Raw genomic sequence first — 18,565 nt, 5'->3', positions numbered from 1 at the left:
AACAGTGCAATTTAGCACAGTGCCAACAAAGTACTGATCCCAGCTCTAGTCTTTTTCCCGACCTAGGTAAGTGTCGTTGCGAGTATCAACCTTGATGCGCTCTCCAATCGTAATAAAGAGAGGCACCATGACTTGAGCACCTGTTTCTACGATCGCAGGCTTAGTGCCACCTGTAGCGGTATCACCCTTGAGACCTGGATCGGTTTGAGTAACTTCTAAAACCACTGAGTTAGGTAGTTCAACTTCCAGAACTTGGGCACCCCAACGAACGACGTTGACTTCCATCCCCTCTTTCAGGTACTTCACGCGATCGCCAATCTGAGAAGCGCTTAAGCGTCCTTCTTCGTAAGTCTCCATGTCCATAAAGACAAAGTCTTCGCCGTCTTTATAGGTATGTTGCATCGTGCTCTTTTCCAAATTGGCCTGAGGCACAACCTCTCCAGCCCGGAAGGTTCTTTCTACAACGTTGCCATTTTGGGCGTTCTTTAGTTTGGTGCGAACGAAGGCAGATCCTTTACCGGGTTTAACGTGGAGAAATTCCACAACTCGCCACACGTTGCCATCCAATTCAATAGTGACGCCGGGTCGAAAGTCATTACTGGAGATCATGAATCTTGTGTCTGGGCAGAACAATTGGCATCCTATTGTACCGCTGAGCGGGTACTTCCCAGTACCCCCCTTCCAGAAGTTGTGCAAACTGCCGATCTATAGCATTCCTAAATGATTTATAAGGTTGTAGGTTGTGAGATTGCTATATATCAAAGATCAAAACCAGCTTGCCAGTGCTCCAGATTGGGATCTACCTCTGAATCTCTCTAGAGCTTCTAGGCGAAACACTGTGGCAAGATTAAAAATGGAATTTCCATGACTAGATTAATCGCACCGGAACCAGTACAAGGCACACGGGGATGAGTTTATGCTTCATTTAAATCGTTCGCGGCTCACTTCACACCAGAGCTGGCTAAAGCTAGGCCTCTTAGCGTTCCTGCTGATGACGCTTGCTGTCAGCTTTAGTCCAGCAGCATGGGCCGCCGATCGCGTGAGCCGATTGCCTGCTGGGAACGCAATTACAGACGGTAAGGCGTTATTGCGCTATGCCTTGCCCATCAATAACAAAGATATTAGAAACGTCCAAACCAGCCTGGAAGACATTACTACCCAACTGCGAGCCAATCGCCGTTGGGGAGCTATTTCTAGGGATGCAAATAAAGCAGCTTCCATTCTTCAGAAAAACCAAGCTGCTTTACTCGCCAGTATTCCTCCCGACCACCAGCAGCAAGCCGAGGCTCTGATCGCAGAAATGCAGCAAGAAGCTGTTGATTTACAAGCAGCGGCTGAGTCTAAAGATAAAGAGCAAATTCGCCAGAAGCAAGCCGAACTACTCAATCATGTGAGTGAGTTAGAGGAGGCGATGGTACAGGAATTCCCCTTTGAAGTGCCAACAGAGTACAGTAACTTGCCTCAACTAAAAGGGCGAGCCACAGTAGTTGTGGAAACGAGCAAAGGCCCCCTAACGGTAGTTGTGGATGGCTATAGCGCTCCTGTGACCGCTGGAGACTTTGTTGATCTAGTACAACGGGGTTTCTACGATGGCTTAGAGTTCACCCGTGCTGAAGATTCTTATGTGCTGCAAATTGGAGATCCACCCGGACCAGCGGAAGGCTTTATTGATCCCGCGACTGGCAAGTACCGCGCGGTGCCTCTCGAAGTCTTGGTTCAAGGAGATGATGCCCCCACCTACGGCATTACCTTAGAAGATGCAGGCCGCTATAAAGATTTGCCAGTACTACCCTTCTCCGCTTTTGGGGCTTTAGCTTTAGCTCGCCCCGGTGATGATCCAAATGGTGGATCGTCCCAGTTCTTCTTCTTCCTGTTTGAGCCAGAACTTACACCCGCCGGCTTGAATTTGCTGGATGGTCGGTACTCAATTTTTGGTTACGTGACCGAAGGCAAGGATGTTTTAGACGAACTGAAAGCTGGAGACAAAATCACCTCGGCCAAAGTGATGAAGGGAGCAGAGAATCTGGTCCAGCCTAAGTCTGCTTGAGGACTAGTTATGCTGTGGGTAGAAGAGTTGAGTGAAACAGCTTTTCTACCTGTTGCTTGTGTAGCCCCTAGGAACTGCATTTATGGTCCTCATCGAGTTGGTGTTTGCGATCGCTTTGGGTGTTTTTGTGGTGCTCCTGCTGGTCAACTCAATGCAGCGTGAGCAGCAACAGCAACGGCTGAGAAATGCTTTCTACCAACAACTGGGAGCAGGAAACGGCTATATTTCACTGATTCAACTGGTGGCAGCAGCTAAAGTAGATCCAGAATTGGCTCGACAATTTCTAGAGCACCAAGCGCAGGTATTGACCGCTACCCCAGAAGTAGATGCTGACGGTGATACTTTCTATCGCTTTCCCAAACTGCGTCCGAGTGATGCAGCACGCTAATTACTTGCGTCCTTCGTGAAACATCAATTGCTAAACCAGACCCTAGTGCCAGACACGACCTGTGAGTAACGATTTATCCAGGTTGAAAGTCCAAGATTTAGGAGAACAAGCATTACTGCAACGCTTGCAGCGCTTTTGTCCTGAAGGAATTGTCGGTGATGATGCTGCTGTGCTCCAGACGCACCCACAACTCGATCTGGTGATTACAACGGATGTATTAGTAGACGGGGTACATTTTAGCGTTGGTCTTGCATCTCCAGGTGTTTATACAACTTCTCCAGCAGATGTCGGTTGGCGAGCCGCCGCCGCAAATCTCTCAGATTTAGCCGCGATGGGAGCAGCACCGCTGGGCATTACAGTGGGTTTGAGTGCTCCGGGAGAGACGCCTGTCGTCTGGATTGAAGAGATTTATCAAGGTTTAACTGCTTGCTTACAGCGATTCAAGACTCCAATTGTAGGTGGAGACATTACGCGATCGCCAATTCTGACCCTAGCTATTACTGCCTTCGGTCAAGTAGCACCACATCAGGTAATCCGCCGCTCTACCGCACAACCCGGAGATGCGATCGTCGCGACAGGTTGGCATGGTGCTTCTAGAGCAGGTCTAGAACTGCTACTCCATCCTGAGCTAGGTCAGGAGCTTAGTGAGAGCGATCGCACCTATCTCATTCAAGCTCACCAACGCCCCAACCCTCGCCTCGATATTCTGCCTTACCTTCTTCCTTCCTTCCCCATCCCTCATCCCTCATCCTTGCTTTCCTCTCCTTTCAGAATCGCTGGCATGGATAGCAGTGATGGTCTTGCCGACGCGATCGTGCAAATTTGCCGGATGAGTGGGGTGGGTGCCAGGGTTGAGCGGAGCCAAATTCCCATTCCGCCCGCTTTAACTCGTTGGGTTAGCTCTGAACAAGCGATGCAATGGGCGTTATATGGGGGAGAAGATTTTGAATTGGTTTTGTGTCTAGAGCAAGCAGTAGCCCAAGCTTTGGTTGAGCAGTTAGAGCTAGGAGCCGCGATTGTGGGGACGATAACTAAGGAGCCTGAAGTTTTACTGATTGACGCTGCGGGGCATGAGCCTGATGAGACACTGGCTCTACAAAAGGGCTTCCAACATTTCTAGGCGCCTAAGCCGAAGTAAGTCAAGACTAAGTTGATAGAGCCGTTGTTTACAATTTCGTGCACTTCCCCAGGTTCCACGGCAATACAAGTGCCTGGTTGCAGCAGATGTTCCTGCCCATCAATTTGAATCACACCTGAGCCAGCTTCGACAAAAAAAACTTCACACATATCCTTATGGGCATGCGCTGTAGCAACTTGCCCCGGAGCAAAGTAGGCCTGAGCAAAGTTGATCAAGTGGGGCAGATCGTTCAACCGCAGCATTACTTTCTTCTTAATCGCTGGGTTATGAGAAACCTGTTCTTCAGGTAGCTGGTTGAGAGTGGTCAGTTTCATACAGGCTTAATTGCTAGTTGCTACAAAAAAGGACGCTCTTATCGAACGTCCCAGATCTGAATGTAGATAACAGTTGCTTCAGCAGATGGAGTTGCGATCGCTTGACGAATCGCTGCACCTCTAAACTCTAATTTTAGGTGAGAGCGATCGCGCCAAGTACTGGGCTAGAACGCATCAGCGTCTGTCTAGCCTTGCCATTTCTCGCCCACGGTTTCAGCTAGGTCAACCACACGTTGGCTATAACCCCACTCGTTGTCATACCAAGCGACAACTTTTACCATGTTGCCGCCCATCACCATAGTCAGCTCAGCATCCACGATGGAGGAAGCGTCAGTACCCCGGTAATCGGTAGAAACCAGAGGCAGATCGCTATACGCCAAGATACCTTTTAGCGCACCCTCAGAGGCAGCCTTCATCACTTCATTGACTTGCTCAGCGATCGTGTTCTTCTCAACTTCTACGACCAAGTCCACAATGGAAACGTTGGGGGTAGGGACGCGCAGAGCAATACCGTTGAGTTTACCTTTGAGTTCGGGTAGAACCAGCGCTACCGCTTTAGCCGCACCAGTGGTGGTTGGCACAATGTTCATTGCAGCAGCCCGTGCGCGGCGTAGATCCCGGTGGCTAGCATCCAACAACCGCTGGTCCCCAGTGTAGCTGTGGGTGGTGGTCATGGTGCCTTTGACGATGCCGAAGTTTTCATGCAAAACCTTGGCAACAGGGGCTAAACAGTTAGTGGTGCAGCTCGCGTTACTGATAATGACATGCTTGACAGGGTCGTAGTCTTTGTCGTTGACACCCACGACGAAGGTGCCATCATCCCCTTTGCCAGGAGCTGTAATCAATACTTTCTTTGCACCAGCTTTCAAGTGCTTAGAAGCTCCGTCACGGCTAGTAAAGACGCCAGTGGATTCAATAACCAAATCAATATCCCAGGCTGCCCAAGGCAGGTTTTCTGGGTTACGGTCAGATACACACTTGACAATTTTGCCATTAACAGTGATGGAGTTGTCATCCGCGCTGATATCAGCGTCGAATTTGCCCAACATGGTGTCATATCTGAGCAGGTGGGCATTGGTTTTTGGGTCAGAGGTATCGTTAATAGCGACTACTTCAATGTGGCTATTTTCTCTGCCGATCCAGCATCGCATGAAGTTACGTCCGATGCGTCCAAAGCCGTTGATCGCTACTCTAATCACTGCGTCTTGCCCTCTGTATTACTAAAGTCGGATAGCGAGTAATGACCCAGATCATATCGCAAAGGATGCCTATTTCGAACTCCCAATCCGTTCCCCAGCACCCGCTAAAAATTTTAATAAATGAGTGAATTCAAGAAATTTTCCGGATTTAACTGAGAATTTACCAATTTCCATTCCCAGTCGTTTCTTTGCCAAGCTTTCTTGAATTTCAGACAACGTTGATTCAGGATCTCAACCTATTTTGTGCTTGTAGAGATCTCAGGGACAAAAGCGGCAAAATTGGCTTGATTACTGAGACTGCTAGAAACAAGTGGCGAAGCTATGACCTAAAAAACCGTTGTCTTGCACAACAAAACCCGACCAAGCAATAAGCTTTGAATTTTGATTCGGCGATCGCGCTTAGTCATGGTTCTGATAAAGCTGATAGCCAGTGATGTAAGTTCTAACTGCCTCTGGAACTAGATAGCGAATAGAGCGTTGCTCTCGGCAATATTGGCGAATCAAGCTCGAAGAGACACCCACAACAGGCATAGGGAGACGCTGCCAGCGGATGGCAATAGATTGCTGAGCCATGACCGCAATAACTTGCTCACAGCTAGCGATCATTTCTGCAGTCCAACCCAGTTCAGTCGTTGGAGTCGTTAAATCATTGCCTGAACCACAGGAATCTGAACTACAGGAATTAGAAGGTTGAGAGCGAGGCGCAACTAACCACTCACAAGTCGCAGCTAATTCGGCGTGGTCATACCAGCGTGGCAAAGTTCGGAAGGCATCTAAACCAATAATCCAGTACCACTGAACTTGTAGATGAAGTTCTTGTAAAGCTTGCAGAGTTGTGATGGCAAAAGAAGGCCCCACCCGATTAGCCTCAACCTGGGTGACAGTAAAAGCGGGATGATCGGCGATCGCTTGTTGCACCATTTGCAGTCGATGCTCAAAACTCAATCCGAGTTGCTGAGCTTTGTGCGGTGCTACGCGGGTTGGCACCCAAATCACTTGGTCAAGAGCGGCTTGCTGCAATGCTGCCTCAGCCATGACCAAATGCCCCCAATGAATTGGGTCAAACGTTCCACCCAAAATTGCCACTTTTTGCATGCTAAACTGGCTGCTTTTCTCAGCGTCAATTCGCTTGGATCTCAAACTCAGTCACCGTTCTGTAACACTACGTTGCTGCAATCGTGATGCCAGCTCAATGCAGTGACTGATCTCCGTACAAACCCTAGTTGCAACTATAAAGGCTAGATGTAGGATGCAGAAGATTTGATGAAAAATCGCGGAATTCCTAGAAATTACTGAAGAATTCTTATAGCGAATCATCTTGATCGAGATCAACTCGCTATCAACCTGGAAAGTTGATTCTCACGATGTTTTTTCAGGAGATTTCCGGATCTATAACGCCCTAGGCGAGTAAAGATAAAAACAGTCCCAGGACAAAAAAATCCCTTAAATGGGAGCAGTCGGAACAACTAATTTAGAGTGATAAAGTTTCGAAAAGACGTTCTTTCTCTAAAGAAGTAAATGCTTGGCGGACTGTATCGCTAAAAAGCAATTCTTGATATGATATCGCGTGTTATTGGTGTGGTGTGGTGTGTAAGGAGCTAAAATGCTGAATTCTGTTGATTTCAGCGGGAGGCCATTTCATTTCATTGGAATCGGTGGAATTGGAATGTCGGCCCTCGCTTACGTTCTGGCAAAGCGTAGGCTACCTGTTTCTGGCTCAGATATTCGGTTAAATCACATTACTCAGCGCTTACAGGATTTAGGAGCGCACATTTTCTGGAGCCAAGATGCCACGAATTTAGAGTTTTTTCGACAAGCTGAATCATCTAAAAGCGACGCATTGCCAGCAGCAGTTGTGGCGATCGCGGCGAATGGGAAAAATGGGGGGGGAGCGAAAGAAACCCTGTCCACCACTAGCAAAGTATCTAGTAATGCCGATACTGCCCTGTTGCCTCAGGTAATTTGTTCCACAGCAATTAACCCAGCGAATGCAGAGTACCGCGCCGCTCTAGAGTTAGGTTGTCCGATTTTTCATCGCTCTGATCTCCTAGCGGCCTTAATCCAGGATTACCAAAGTATTTCCGTTGCTGGAACTCATGGTAAAACCACGACCAGCAGTATGATTGGCCATTTGTTGCTGGAAACAGGCTTGGACCCCACGATTGTAGTGGGGGGAGAGGTGAAAGCTTGGGAAGGCAACGCCCGCTTAGGAGAAGGACCCTACTTAGTGGCTGAGGCGGATGAGTCGGATGGCTCTCTCGTGAAATTCTCGTCTCAGATTGGCATTATCACTAATATTGAATTGGATCACCCGGATCACTACAGCACGTTAGACGAGGTGATTTCAACATTCAAAACCTTTGCTAGCCACTGCAAGACCTTAATCGGTTGCATCGATTGTGCCACGGTTCGAGATGCGCTCCAACCAGCCATTACCTATAGCTTGCATCGAGAATCGGGTGCTGACTACACGGTAGACTGCGTCACCTATCAGGCAAATGGGACCAAGGCTCAAGTCTGGGAACGGGGTGAATTACTGGGAGAACTCAGCCTCAAACTGTTGGGCCAGCACAACCTGAGTAATGCGTTGGCAGCAGTTGCTGTGGGCCGACTTCTAAACCTAGACTTTGCCCAGATAGCTCCAGCGATCGCGACTTTTGAAGGCGCTCGCCGTCGCTTTGAATATCGCGGTGAATACAACGAAGTTTTATTTGTCGATGACTACGCTCATCATCCGAGCGAAATTCGAGCCACTCTAGCAGCCGCTCATCTACAGGCGACCGAGCTGCCCACGGCGCACCAGAGGCGAGTCGTTGCTGTATTTCAACCCCACCGCTACAGCCGCACTCAAACTTTTCTGGCAGAGTTTGCTGAATCTTTTCAGGATGCGGATGTAGTTGTAGTGACAGACATCTACGCTGCCGGAGAAGCCCAACCAGATAATCTGACGGGTCAACAGGTCGTAGATGCGATCGCGGCCCACCATGCTCACGTGGTTTTTCAACCTTCGTTGGCAGCAGTCCAAAGCTTTTTGGAACAAACGCTGCAACCAAGAGACTTGGCTTTATTTCTGGGGGCTGGTAACTTAAACCAAATTATCCCGGAACTAATGGCCTTTCAGGAGCGTGCCGCAAAAAGCATATCTCAAGAAAGGTGCGACCAAACCTCTTTCTGATGTTCACTATGAACCATCACCGCATAGCAGTTTCACGATGAATGAAAGATTGCTGTACCAGGGTTGGCCACAACCTGGAGAAGCGGAAACCAGTCTTTCATCTTAGGCCCGTAGGCATGGAGCAGTTGGACCATCATGACTCTTTCCCAAGATCCGCCTAGCATTCTGAAGCCTTCCACCTTTATCACACCAAACATCCCACCCAAAACTGAGGCTGCTCCCCCCAAGCCTGATCCCTTGAAATACTCACCGATTCGCTTGCCCGCTACCGAGTGTCTGATTAAACCTCAAGTCTCCTTAGCACCCTTCACCTCTTTTCGAGTGGGAGGACCCGCAGAATGGTTTGTTTCTCCGAGACGAGCAGAGGAAATGCAAGCCAGCATCGATTGGGCTAACCAAGAGGGGTTGCCTGTTACCTTGCTGGGAGCAGGGTCCAACTTGTTGGTCAGCGATCGCGGTTTACCCGGTTTGGTCATTTGCACCAGGCATTTTCGCCACGCTCACTTTGATGCCGAAACAGGTCAAATCACGGCTGGGGCCGGAGAACCACTAGTCCGTCTAGCTTGGCAAGCTGCAGAGCGGGGTTGGGAAGGTCTGGAATGGGCGGTGGGAATTCCAGGCACTCTAGGCGGTGCAGTGGTGATGAACGCAGGAGCACACGGAGATTGCACTGCTGATGTTTTAGTCAATGCTCATGTGCTTTTACCCAATGGCACGACAGAAATCCTTTTACCTGGCGATTTGGGTTTCAACTACCGCACCTCAGCGCTGCAAGGCGATCGCCGCTTAGTCACCCAAGCAACGCTGCAATTAAAACCAGGAGCTGATCCCGCTCAGGTAATGGCAGCTACAACCACTCACTTAAAGCAGCGCCAGACTAGTCAGCCTTATCACCTCCCTAGTTGTGGAAGTGTATTCCGCAATCCTGGACCCCAAACCGCTGGTTGGCTAATTGAACAAGCAGGATTGAAAGGACATCGGATTGGGGGAGCGCAAGTTGCTCAGCGCCATGCCAACTTCATTCTTAACTGTGGTGGTGCGACTGCCTACGACATTTTTCAGCTGATTCGCTATGTGCAGCAACAAGTAGAACAACATTGGTCATTGCGCTTAGAGCCAGAAGTGAAAATGCTAGGAGAGTTTCAACTCGCCTAAACTGGCTGATGGCTAGACATGGCTGCAAGGCTACTGTTTAGCTTGATGCTTCTGCTTAGTTGTCTGCTGAAGACTTCAGAAAATTGTAGCTCTAACAAAATTGCTTCTAAGGAGTCATGAAAATCCAGCGGCTGTAATGTTAACTTAGGTGAAGGCTTTAAGAGGTACAGTCACCAGCACTCGCCATGCAATCCTGAGGTGGCTAAGCTGATTCACAGCCTTACCCTAGGTTGGCTTCTGTGGCTTGAAAGTTTTCTGGAAAGAATCAAGCTTCAGGCTGGGTTAGGCAAAAGTCTGCCAAAGAGACAGTGAGAGTGGCAGAATAGCAGAGACTAGGAACAACCTAATTAGACAAACAACTCGTACCCAATCTAAACGTTATGAGCAAAGGACAGGGATTTGGCTTCGGTCTGGGCAAAATGAAAGAGCTGACCGAAGCATTCAAGAAGGCACAACAAGTACAAGAGGGTGCCAAACAACTCCAAGAAGATTTGGAGAAAATGGAAATTGAAGGACAAGCGGGTGGGGGCATGGTGAAGGTGGTCCTCAGTGGCAACCAAGAGCCCCGGCGAGTAGAAATTTCAGCCGATGTGCTAGGGGAAGGCGCTGAGGTGGTTTCTGACTTGGTGACTGCTGCCATGAAGGATGCTTACAACAAGTCCACAGCCACCATGCGCGAGAAAATGGAAGAGTTGACAGGTGGTCTGAACCTACCTGGCCTCTAAATCAACAGCATTTAAGAGTCCAATTCAATCCGGGCAAGCAGTTTATGTCTGCTCTTTGCCCGGTTTTGTTGTTTTGACCTTGAAAAGTTGCGATCGCCCTTATCGATGCTCTTGCCAATGCTAAGTCTGTGACTGCTCAGTCTCTCTTGAATGGCGGGCCTTCAAATTTAGTAAGGAGAAGGGTTGGGTTGAACGGGGACGTTAAGTAACTTAGCGATCGTGCCATAGAGCCGTTTGGCGAGAACAGTGTTGGCTTCATCAGTGAGATGGACTGTATCTACAAAAGCTTGGCTGGGGAAGTTGTTATAAAGATTGTAGAGGTTCAGCGTGGTGACGGTTTTGGGAAATTCTTTCTGAACTTGTAGTGCTGCTTGCTCGATTTCGGTATAACCTGCTTTGACCCGTTGGCTGTAGGTAGCTCCTAGAGTCTGCTGAATTTTGGCTTCTTCTGAAGAGCGGTTTTTGCCAGTTCGACTGGTAACTTCTGGTTGAACTGCCACAATTAAAGGGATTTTGGCAGCGGTTGCGAGTCGGGCCATTTGCTGGAGATGGCTGCGGTAACGCTCAGCTCGCCGCTCCACCTCGGTTGGCTCACTGGAGAGTTGTTCAACTAAGGGAGCATTATTGTTAGCAGCTACCAAGCTGAGTTCATCTACTGAAGGCTGAGGCTTAATCAACCAGTATTGAATTCCTTTAACTAAATAAGACTGAGTAAATAAATTACTCAACTGCTGGGTGAGGTGCGTATAAAAGTGACGTGGCGCATCTTCTAGTAGTGCTTCGGCTCCAGGGATGGTCACTCCTTCTTCAGTGCTGGGTAGCAGCAAGTCTCGGTATCCGTCCACAACCACAATGATGTCGGGTTGATACGTCAGCACTTGCATTGCTAGCTGAGCTACCTCGTTACCAGAAGCATAACCAGGGACAGCGGCATTAATCACGCGATATTGCCCGTCGCGAATCCGGGGCGGCAACGTTAGAGCTTTGTCAACTTCTTCTTTGTAGTACGGTAAAACGTCAGGGCGGAATTTTTCTGGGTTGCGTTTTTGCTGCGCTACTTGCTGATTGAGGCTGGCTTCCAACTTATGGGCAAATGTAGTTTGGTTAGTCGAACTCATTTGCCCAAAGGCAGTAGAGCCACCTAACAGAAAAATTCGTGTTTCACCTTTGGGTTTAGCAATGGGTACAGGGCGATCGCTGCGAAACCCTTGCTCGTTAATCCGCCAAAACTGACTTTGCTGTTTACCGACGAGTTTATAGCCCGTCGCTAAACTAGGCTTTGCTGCTAGCTGTCCTGCGATTGGCAAACCATCATAAGGCTGCTGACTCGCATCCAGAAACCTAAGGCCGTAGGCTGTGGCTTTGGTTGGTTTACCCTGATAAGCTGCCAATTCATTACTTTGCCCTGTCACACCGACAAAGGTGCGGACTAAAAACTCTAGGACAATGAGCACAAGAGGCAGTGTGAGTAAGGTGATCAGGGGCCAAGAGAGCCGACGTTGTTTCCGGTAAGCAGATCTACGGCTAGGCCTAAACATCAAGTACTTTCCTCGTAATACCAATAGTAGTGACCCGTGCTTGCCTGGTGGAGCGAATTGCTGTCAGCAAACACTGTAGTCCGAAATTGCACATTCAAGAAGAGTTACACCCCTAGGGCCAGAAGGTCAAGGTTTGATCTAAGTTCCCGGCAGTTATCCATACCTCTGCAAGGGTTGCTGCTCTGAAACCGGAAAGACCCAGTAGGAATCACAGACGCAAGCATGAATTGGAGTCTTGAGCGCCAAGGCAATGGGAAACGACCGATAGTAGCACCCCGAATCAACTTTTTCGAACAGGCGCTACGGTTCTGATAAGCTATTGAGGCTGATGGCGGTTATCGATTACGCTGACAGCGATCGCCCAACCAACCTCGACTACAGACATGTCTTACAAACTGCTCTTCGTTTGTCTGGGTAACATCTGCCGCTCGCCCTCGGCAGAAAACATCATGAACCACCTAATTGAGCAAGCAGGGTTGGGACATGAAATTGTTTGTGATTCTGCTGGAACTTCGAGTTATCACATTGGCAGTGTGCCCGATCGCCGCATGACCGCAGCCGCAAAGCAGCGAGGGATTGCCCTTAAAGGTCAAGCTCGACAATTTCAAAAATCAGATTTTGAAGCGTTTGACTTGATCTTGGCGATGGATCAAGAAAACTATCACGATATTCTGGCGCTTGATTCAACTGGAGTGTATCGCGATCGCGTGCGCTTGATGTGTGATTTTTGCACGCAGTATCCAGAGCGGGAAGTTCCCGATCCCTACTACGGGGGCACGGAAGGTTTTAATCACGTGATCGATCTGCTATTGGATGCTTGTGGCGGCTTGGTGCAGCATCTGGTGACAACCCAAAAATTGGCTGCTCCCACCTCTAAACTCCAACCCTAGGAGAAAAAGTTTAGAGAGTTTCAGTGCATCAACCCGTGTTCCATCACAAACCGAACTAACTCCGCCCGGTTATTAGTTTCAGTTTTGCGTAATAAGCTGCTGACATGTTTTTCCACCGTACGAGGGCTGAGGTGGAGGCGATGACCAATTTGAATATTTGACAGACCATCCGCCAAGAGTTGCAGCACTTCTTGCTCTCGCTCCGTCAAGCTCACCGTTGAGAGCGCTGGCGTGGGGGTAAACTTAGCAGTTGCATTGGTCTTTTCGGCTGAAAGCTCTGCCTCTTGATGTCGCGATCGCCACTCAGCATGAATCATTTCCGCTTGAATCATCTGCGATCGCTCTAGCAAGTTGCGAACGACGGCTCCCAATTCATCCAAGTCGAAGGGTTTGGGTAAGTACAGATCGCACCCTAGCTGATAGCCCCGAATGCGTTCTTGAATATCAGTGCGAGCCGTGAGAAAAATAACAGGCAACAGTCGAAACTCTACCTTTTGTCGAACTCGTCTGACTAGCTCGTAGCCATCCATCCGAGGCATGGTAATATCGGTCACAATCAGATGAGGCTGGTACTCATCAACCAGCGCTAGCGCCTCCTGACCATTCTCAGCCGCAACGACTGAATAACCAGAGAGTTCGAGATAATCGCTGATGGACAGGCGAGTACCGATATCATCATCAGCAACAAGAATCATCAAAGGCATGGGTAGCTAGCACATGAACGCTTAGGGTTAGGACAAATACAGCTCTTTAAAGATGGGCCTACGATACTAAAAAATAATCACAGAGAGTGAGTTTAAAGCAATCAAAGTGGTTTTCCTACTATTAAGGATACTGAGTGGAAGCTGATTATGCCGAAATGAGACTGAGCCCTCAGATGCAGTTTCCTGAACTCCAGCGATCGCTCTCCCAGAGAGCACTTAACCAATCCGTATCTCAAATTACAAACCACAACTACCTGAATTGTATCTCTTTGTCTTGAATGATTTGGGTCGTCTTTGCAGAGATTGTATCAAGCTTGCCCTTTATTGCTTTCAGCCTTAGGCATTCCGAGTTCTATTTGCCTGTGGAAAGCCGTTGGGATCAGTCAAGAGCAACGGAACAACGTGAGACTCAAGGCGATTCGTTACTTTATCTTAGCCTTTGATCCCAGAAATCTTAGCTGAGCTTTAGCCTTTGCATCGGGTTTGGCTCTGGCTGTCCAGTGAGCACAGGTCAAAGTAAATTTTGACGCAAACGCCACATTCTTGCTTCATCTTTAAGGGTGACTACCTGCAACTCCAACACTTTTCGCTGCTGTTCTGGGCCAATCTTGTACAAAAGAGATTTTAGTCAAAAATTCCTAGGATGTATCCTTGCTCAGCACTGAATAAAACTTAGTGCCGTGGGATATAGAGCAGTTTTGTGATGGGTCAGAGAATGGTCTTTGGTCCTAAATTAAGTAGAGGTGGGCGCTGGCTGAAACCCAGACTAGTTAAACTATGTTGCACTACGTTAAAAGTTTAATCGATTCAATAAATACCAAAAAATACTAACAAACTGGAGTATTGATTACTCCAGGAAAAGAGATGCACTTTTGCAGTTTAGATAGATATAAAATGGATTTTGAACTATCAGCGTGGAAAATAACCACTCAAAGATAGAATGGTGAAGCTTGCTTCTAGCAAGTATTGATTTTCAACCTGATTCTGCTCATGTTTGCGCGCCAAAAGCTCTACGAAGGCAAAGCTAAAATTGTCTACGCCACCGATGATCCCGATGTTTTTCTCACCCACTTTAAGAACGACGCGACGGCATTTAATGCCCAAAAGCGGGGACAAATTGCTGGTAAAGGTGAAATCAACGCTGCTATCTCTAGTCATCTGTTTCAGCTGCTAGAAGCCAACAGTATCCCTACCCACTTTATCGATCGCCCCACCGCTGAAGATATGCGAGTCAAGGCGGTAAAAATTATTCCTCTAGAAGTGGTAGTCAGGAACATTGCAGCCGGGAGCCTCTGTCAACAAACTGGGTTGGAATTGGGTGCGGTTTTGAAGCAGCCCCTCGTGGAGTTCTACTACAAGAACGATGCTCTAGGGGACCCACTGCTGACTCGCGATCGCCTTTTGTTGCTAGAACTGGCTACGCCGGAACAGCTAGACCAGCTCCAACAAATGGCGCTGCGGATTAACGAGCTACTATCAGCTTTTTTTCAGCAGTGTGGCATTACTCTGGTGGACTTCAAGTTGGAGTTTGGCTTAGACCGCAATCAGCAAATTCTCTTGGCTGACGAAATTAGCCCAGATACTTGTCGGCTTTGGGACCAAGGGGAAACTGATCCAGACCGTCGGGTGATGGATAAAGACCGCTTCCGGCGTGACTTAGGCGATGTGGAAGGTGCTTACCAAAGGGTGCTAGAACGGGTGCTTAACCAGCCAGTTCAGCCACTAGTTCAAGAACCAGTGCAAGAGTGAGAGTCACGAATGGGGTAGAATTTCCCCATTTGCTTGGTTTAGCGGGATTCCCTTCTCAACCCAATTCCCTGATGTCTTTAACAACTTAGGCCAGCCTAAGTTAGAGCCTGGTGTGTGGAAATGCCAAATCACGTGAACACAATGCGCTTATCTCCGGTCTTAGTAGCAATTATTGCCGCTTCAGCAACCTTGAACCTGTCTACTCCTGCCAGAGGGCAAACCTCTGCACCTACGAAAGCAGGGGTCGAGTCCTCTAAGGATGTCAAGGTTGTTGCTACCAGCCCAACTGCGGCAGCAGAAGTCTTGAAGCCAGCTTCATTACCCGCGATCGCGATTAGTTTGGAGACGGCAAAGCCAGGGGCTGTATTGGCTAGTAATAGCGTTGTAGTGCCAACCGTTAGTGAACCGGAAGTTTTTCCAGCCGAGTTTCGGGCTCAAGCTCCTACCTCGTCGCCGACTTCACCTACTGAAACGCCTACCGAGACCACACCAACTGAGATTGCGCCCACCGAAATTACGCCAACTAACATAGAGTTGGACTCCACTCAAGAAACGCCCCCTGCACCAGGTGGGCCACCCCCAGGAACGGCGACTCCAGAGCAAGAAACGCCCAACGAAATTCAACTGGATGGAACACCAGCGCCTGGTCCAAGTATTGATTTCAACCTTCCTCCCCAAACTCCGACAACTCCGACCACCCCAGCCAATGGAGCTGAGGATGGCACCAACGGAGAAACTCAAGCTGCCCCTGAGCAAGCAGAACCCCGCGTTTTAGTCGCCGAAGTGGTGGTTCAAGGTGTCACCGGAGAACTAGAGGACGAAGTTTACAACGCGATTCGGACTCGCCCGGGACGGACAACCACGCGATCGCAATTGCAAGAAGACATTAATGCTGTGTTCGCTACCGGATTCTTCTCTAGCGTGCGAGCCAATCCCTCAGATACACCGCTAGGGGTTCGTGTCACCTTTGATGTCCAAGCGAATCCAGTTCTGAATTCTGTACGGGTAGAGGGCAATCAAGTTCTGCCCCAAAGCGTCGTCGATGACATTTTTAAGGAGCAGTACGGTAGTATTCTCAACTTGCGTCGCTTCCAAGAAGGCGTCAAAGAAGTCAATAAGTGGTACCAAGACAAAGGTTATGTCCTGGCCCAAGTGATTGATACGCCCCAGGTGGCGGAAAACGGCACGGTGACTCTAGCCGTGGCTGAAGGCGTGGTTGAAGATGTTCAGGTTAAGTTCCTGAACAAAGACGGTGAGGAAACCAACGATGAGGGTGAGCCCGTTCGAGGCCGTACTCGCGACTTTATCATCACCCGTGAGTTTGCCCTCAAGCCAGGAGATGTGTTTAACCGGACTCAGGCTGAGAAGGACTTACAGCGCGTCTATGGCCTAGGGATTTTTGAAGATGTGCGGCTGTCTCTCAATCCGGGGCAAGACCCCCGCAAAGTAGTCGTGGTTGCCAATGTCACTGAGCGCAGCACGGGCTCTGCTGGAGCGGCCCTAGGTATTAGTTCTGCCAGTGGCTTATTTGGTAGTGTGAGCTACCAACAGCAAAACTTGGGTGGCAATAACCAAAAATTCAATGCTGAAGTGCAGGTAGGCCAGCGGGAGTTGCTGTTTGATGTCAGCTTTACGGACCCTTGGATTGCGGGTGATCCTTACCGAACTTCCTACACGCTCAATGTTTTCAACCGCCGATCGCTCTCTTTAATCTTTGACGGGGGCGAACCGGAAGTGGAATTGCCTAACGGCGATCGCCCCCGGATTGACCGTTTGGGCGGTGGTATTACCTTTACCCGTCCACTCAGCCGTGATGTTTTTGCCGATTCTGAATGGACCGCTTCAGCTGGTTTGCAATACCAGCGCGTCTCAGTTCGTGACTCGGATCGAGAGATCACCCCATTCGATGAACTAGGGAATCAACTCAGCTTTAGTGATGACGGATCAGATAATTTGCTCACGGCTCAACTGGGCTTAGTCCGCGATCGCCGGAACAATCGACTGCGGCCTACCAGCGGTTCTCTTTTACGGTTTGGCACTGAGCAATCGATCCCGATTGGTGGCATTTTCTTCAATCGCCTCCGGGGTAGCTACAGCTACTACATTCCAGTCGATTACACCAAGTTTGCGGCAGGTCCAGAAGCGCTGGCTTTTAACGTCCAAGCAGGTACAGTCATTGGCGATTTACCTCCTTATGAGGCGTTCGCTTTAGGCGGTAGTAACTCGGTGCGAGGCTTTGATGAAGGCGATGTCGGGAGTGGTCGTAGCTTTATTCAAGCCACCGCTGAGTATCGCTTCCCGCTTTTCTCCATTCTAGGTGGGGCACTATTTCTAGACTACGCTACTGATCTAGGTTCTGGCTCCAGCGTTCCTGGAGATCCGGCGGGCGTTCGGGGTAAACCTGGTAGTGGTTTAGGATATGGTGTAGGCGTCAGAATTCAATCACCTTTAGGCCCAATCCGAATTGATTACGGCTTTAATGATGACGGCAACAGTCGTCTGCACTTCGGTATTGGAGAACGGTTCTAAAGTTACCATCCATTCAAGGTCACGATGCTTTCAGAGCCTAAAAACGTCCCGCTATCAGCATCACCGAGTCCGCTATCGGCCCCTGTAGCGCTAACTTCTGGACAACAGCAGACCTTGAAAAATGAGTTTGTTTGTTCTGGAGTAGGTTTGCACCTGGGGCTAAAAACTCAGGTGCGAGTGTTGCCTGCTGCTGAAAATCAAGGTCGCGTCTTTGTCCGGGTCGATTTAGCAAACGCCCCTGAGGTTGCTGCATCTGTGACATCGGTGCATGAAACAACGCTGTCTACAGAACTGGCCCAGGGAGAAGCTAAAGTCAGAACGGTAGAGCATCTGCTAGCAGCTTTGGCGGGTCTGGGAGTTGATAATGTCCGGATTGAAATTGATGGTCCTGAAGTTCCCCTACTCGATGGCTCCGCTCAGAGCTGGGTAGAAGCGATCGCCCAAGCAGGCATTGTTGCTCAAACAGCAGCTAGGCAAACCTACACCTTGAGCGAACCCATTTGGGTTTACCAGGGCGATGCGTTTGTGGCAGCATTGCCAGCCCCAGCGTTGCGATTTACTTATGGCATTGACTTTGATTTACCTGCCATCGGCAATCAGTGGCACAGTTGGTCTCCGAACCAAGAAAATTTTGCTGAGGCGATCGCAGCGGCTCGTACCTTTGGCTTGGCGCACCAAATTGAACACTTACAAGCCAATGGTTTAATTAAAGGTGGCAGCCTAGAAAATGCCTTAGTTTGTGGAACTGAAGGATGGCTTAACCCTCCCTTAAGATTTTCAAATGAGCCAGCGCGTCATAAACTTTTAGATTTAGTAGGGGATTTAAGTTTGTTAAATTTATTTCCCCAGGCTCACATTTTGGCTTACAAAGCTAGCCATCACTTACACACCCAACTGACACAGTTGATAGCTCAAAGGATGAGAGATGAAGGATGAATCTGGTGATTTTGTCTGGAATCTTGTATCTCGATCCAAATAGCTGCCTGACTGGAAAGCGCATCACATCCTTCACTA

16 protein-coding genes are annotated in these 18,565 nt (G+C 49.1%); 10 read left to right on the top strand and 6 right to left on the bottom strand.

Translation table 11 applies throughout. The features are described 5' to 3' along the window. Nucleotides 1-45: 45 nt before the first annotated feature. Nucleotides 46-609, bottom strand: coding sequence for an elongation factor P (gene efp / locus H6F90_RS04285; protein ID WP_190550537.1), 564 nt, complete (start codon nt 607-609; stop codon nt 46-48). Nucleotides 610-916: 307 nt separating this feature from the next. Here efp and H6F90_RS04280 point away from each other — a divergent pair, with 307 nt between their 5' ends. The 3 genes from H6F90_RS04280 (at nt 917) to thiL (ending at nt 3,555) form a co-directional block, all read left to right on the top strand. Next, nucleotides 917-2,047 carry a peptidylprolyl isomerase gene (locus H6F90_RS04280; protein ID WP_190550535.1) on the top strand — a complete coding sequence of 377 codons (1,131 nt, stop codon included), beginning with the start codon at nt 917-919 and terminating at the stop codon, nt 2,045-2,047. Nucleotides 2,048-2,129: 82 nt separating this feature from the next. Continuing rightward, the gene (locus H6F90_RS04275; RefSeq protein ID WP_190431737.1) at nt 2,130-2,435 is read left to right on the top strand and encodes a hypothetical protein; all 306 of its coding nucleotides are present in this window, start codon (nt 2,130-2,132) and stop codon (nt 2,433-2,435) included. Nucleotides 2,436-2,496: 61 nt separating this feature from the next. After that, nucleotides 2,497-3,555 carry a thiamine-phosphate kinase gene (thiL, locus tag H6F90_RS04270; RefSeq protein ID WP_190550533.1) on the top strand — a complete coding sequence of 353 codons (1,059 nt, stop codon included), beginning with the start codon at nt 2,497-2,499 and terminating at the stop codon, nt 3,553-3,555. On the opposite strand, the gene H6F90_RS04265 is transcribed toward thiL, so the two are convergent. The 3 genes from H6F90_RS04265 to nadD form a co-directional block, all read right to left on the bottom strand. Further along, the gene (locus H6F90_RS04265) at nt 3,552-3,887 is read right to left on the bottom strand and encodes a cupin domain-containing protein (RefSeq protein WP_190550531.1); all 336 of its coding nucleotides are present in this window, start codon (nt 3,885-3,887) and stop codon (nt 3,552-3,554) included. The genes thiL and H6F90_RS04265 overlap by 4 nt on opposite strands. 185 nt (nt 3,888-4,072) lie before the next feature. Next, on the bottom strand, nt 4,073-5,086 hold the full coding sequence (locus H6F90_RS04260; protein ID WP_190431740.1) for a type I glyceraldehyde-3-phosphate dehydrogenase: 1,014 nt from the start codon (nt 5,084-5,086) through the stop codon (nt 4,073-4,075). A gap of 399 nt (nt 5,087-5,485) precedes the next feature. Next, a complete protein-coding gene (nadD, locus tag H6F90_RS04255; protein WP_190550529.1) occupies nt 5,486-6,181 on the bottom strand; it encodes a nicotinate (nicotinamide) nucleotide adenylyltransferase in 696 nt (231 codons plus the stop codon). A gap of 508 nt (nt 6,182-6,689) precedes the next feature. Between nadD and murC the strand changes: the two genes are divergently transcribed. The 3 genes from murC (at nt 6,690) to H6F90_RS04240 (ending at nt 10,141) form a co-directional block, all read left to right on the top strand. Beyond that, nucleotides 6,690-8,261, top strand: coding sequence for a UDP-N-acetylmuramate--L-alanine ligase (murC, locus tag H6F90_RS04250; RefSeq protein ID WP_190550527.1), 1,572 nt, complete (start codon nt 6,690-6,692; stop codon nt 8,259-8,261). 135 nt (nt 8,262-8,396) lie between these two features. Then, the gene (gene murB, locus H6F90_RS04245; protein ID WP_190431743.1) at nt 8,397-9,416 is read left to right on the top strand and encodes a UDP-N-acetylmuramate dehydrogenase; all 1,020 of its coding nucleotides are present in this window, start codon (nt 8,397-8,399) and stop codon (nt 9,414-9,416) included. A 380-nt stretch (nt 9,417-9,796) separates the two neighbouring features. Then, nucleotides 9,797-10,141: a YbaB/EbfC family nucleoid-associated protein gene (locus H6F90_RS04240; protein WP_190431744.1), complete on the top strand. Its 345-nt coding sequence runs from the start codon at nt 9,797-9,799 to the stop codon at nt 10,139-10,141. A gap of 167 nt (nt 10,142-10,308) precedes the next feature. On the opposite strand, the gene H6F90_RS04235 is transcribed toward H6F90_RS04240, so the two are convergent. Further along, the gene (locus H6F90_RS04235) at nt 10,309-11,679 is read right to left on the bottom strand and encodes an SGNH/GDSL hydrolase family protein (protein WP_190550525.1); all 1,371 of its coding nucleotides are present in this window, start codon (nt 11,677-11,679) and stop codon (nt 10,309-10,311) included. 383 nt (nt 11,680-12,062) lie between these two features. On the opposite strand from H6F90_RS04235, the gene H6F90_RS04230 reads away from it, so the two are divergent. Further along, nucleotides 12,063-12,569, top strand: coding sequence for a low molecular weight protein-tyrosine-phosphatase (locus H6F90_RS04230; protein WP_190550523.1), 507 nt, complete (start codon nt 12,063-12,065; stop codon nt 12,567-12,569). A gap of 20 nt (nt 12,570-12,589) precedes the next feature. Here the strand turns inward: H6F90_RS04230 and H6F90_RS04225 are convergent, their stop codons facing one another. Then, nucleotides 12,590-13,273, bottom strand: a complete 684-nt coding sequence (locus H6F90_RS04225; RefSeq protein WP_190431747.1) for a response regulator transcription factor — start codon at nt 13,271-13,273, stop codon at nt 12,590-12,592. A gap of 990 nt (nt 13,274-14,263) precedes the next feature. Here H6F90_RS04225 and purC point away from each other — a divergent pair. From purC to lpxC, 3 genes are all read left to right on the top strand, one after another. Then, complete coding sequence (gene purC, locus H6F90_RS04220; protein ID WP_190550521.1) at nt 14,264-15,022, top strand: phosphoribosylaminoimidazolesuccinocarboxamide synthase; 759 nt, start codon at nt 14,264-14,266, stop codon at nt 15,020-15,022. Nucleotides 15,023-15,142: 120 nt separating this feature from the next. After that, the gene (locus tag H6F90_RS04215) at nt 15,143-17,551 is read left to right on the top strand and encodes a BamA/TamA family outer membrane protein (protein ID WP_242024326.1); all 2,409 of its coding nucleotides are present in this window, start codon (nt 15,143-15,145) and stop codon (nt 17,549-17,551) included. Between the two features lie 24 nt (nt 17,552-17,575). After that, on the top strand, nt 17,576-18,487 hold the full coding sequence (gene lpxC, locus H6F90_RS04210; RefSeq protein WP_190550519.1) for a UDP-3-O-acyl-N-acetylglucosamine deacetylase: 912 nt from the start codon (nt 17,576-17,578) through the stop codon (nt 18,485-18,487). Nucleotides 18,488-18,565: the final 78 nt, after the last annotated feature.

The sequence above is a fragment of the Trichocoleus sp. FACHB-591 genome (assembly GCF_014695845.1).
Lineage (GTDB): Bacteria > Cyanobacteriota > Cyanobacteriia > FACHB-46 > FACHB-46 > Trichocoleus.
Note: the sequence above shows the minus strand (reverse complement) of the source record. Positions and strands in the feature narration are given on the sequence as shown.

What these genes read in the sequence shown, in the direction of transcription:
- efp (WP_190550537.1), bottom strand. Translation starts at nt 609, where the DNA reads ATGATCTCCAGTAATGACTTTCGACCCGGCGTCACTATTGAATTGGAT.
- H6F90_RS04280 (WP_190550535.1), top strand. Translation starts at nt 917, where the DNA reads ATGCTTCATTTAAATCGTTCGCGGCTCACTTCACACCAGAGCTGGCTA.
- H6F90_RS04275 (WP_190431737.1), top strand. Translation starts at nt 2,130, where the DNA reads ATGGTCCTCATCGAGTTGGTGTTTGCGATCGCTTTGGGTGTTTTTGTG.
- H6F90_RS04265 (WP_190550531.1), bottom strand. Translation starts at nt 3,887, where the DNA reads ATGAAACTGACCACTCTCAACCAGCTACCTGAAGAACAGGTTTCTCAT.
- nadD (WP_190550529.1), bottom strand. Translation starts at nt 6,181, where the DNA reads ATGCAAAAAGTGGCAATTTTGGGTGGAACGTTTGACCCAATTCATTGG.
- murC (WP_190550527.1), top strand. Translation starts at nt 6,690, where the DNA reads ATGCTGAATTCTGTTGATTTCAGCGGGAGGCCATTTCATTTCATTGGA.
- murB (WP_190431743.1), top strand. Translation starts at nt 8,397, where the DNA reads ATGACTCTTTCCCAAGATCCGCCTAGCATTCTGAAGCCTTCCACCTTT.
- H6F90_RS04240 (WP_190431744.1), top strand. Translation starts at nt 9,797, where the DNA reads ATGAGCAAAGGACAGGGATTTGGCTTCGGTCTGGGCAAAATGAAAGAG.
- H6F90_RS04235 (WP_190550525.1), bottom strand. Translation starts at nt 11,679, where the DNA reads ATGTTTAGGCCTAGCCGTAGATCTGCTTACCGGAAACAACGTCGGCTC.
- H6F90_RS04230 (WP_190550523.1), top strand. Translation starts at nt 12,063, where the DNA reads ATGTCTTACAAACTGCTCTTCGTTTGTCTGGGTAACATCTGCCGCTCG.
- H6F90_RS04225 (WP_190431747.1), bottom strand. Translation starts at nt 13,273, where the DNA reads ATGCCTTTGATGATTCTTGTTGCTGATGATGATATCGGTACTCGCCTG.
- purC (WP_190550521.1), top strand. Translation starts at nt 14,264, where the DNA reads ATGTTTGCGCGCCAAAAGCTCTACGAAGGCAAAGCTAAAATTGTCTAC.
- H6F90_RS04215 (WP_242024326.1), top strand. Translation starts at nt 15,143, where the DNA reads ATGCCAAATCACGTGAACACAATGCGCTTATCTCCGGTCTTAGTAGCA.
- lpxC (WP_190550519.1), top strand. Translation starts at nt 17,576, where the DNA reads ATGCTTTCAGAGCCTAAAAACGTCCCGCTATCAGCATCACCGAGTCCG.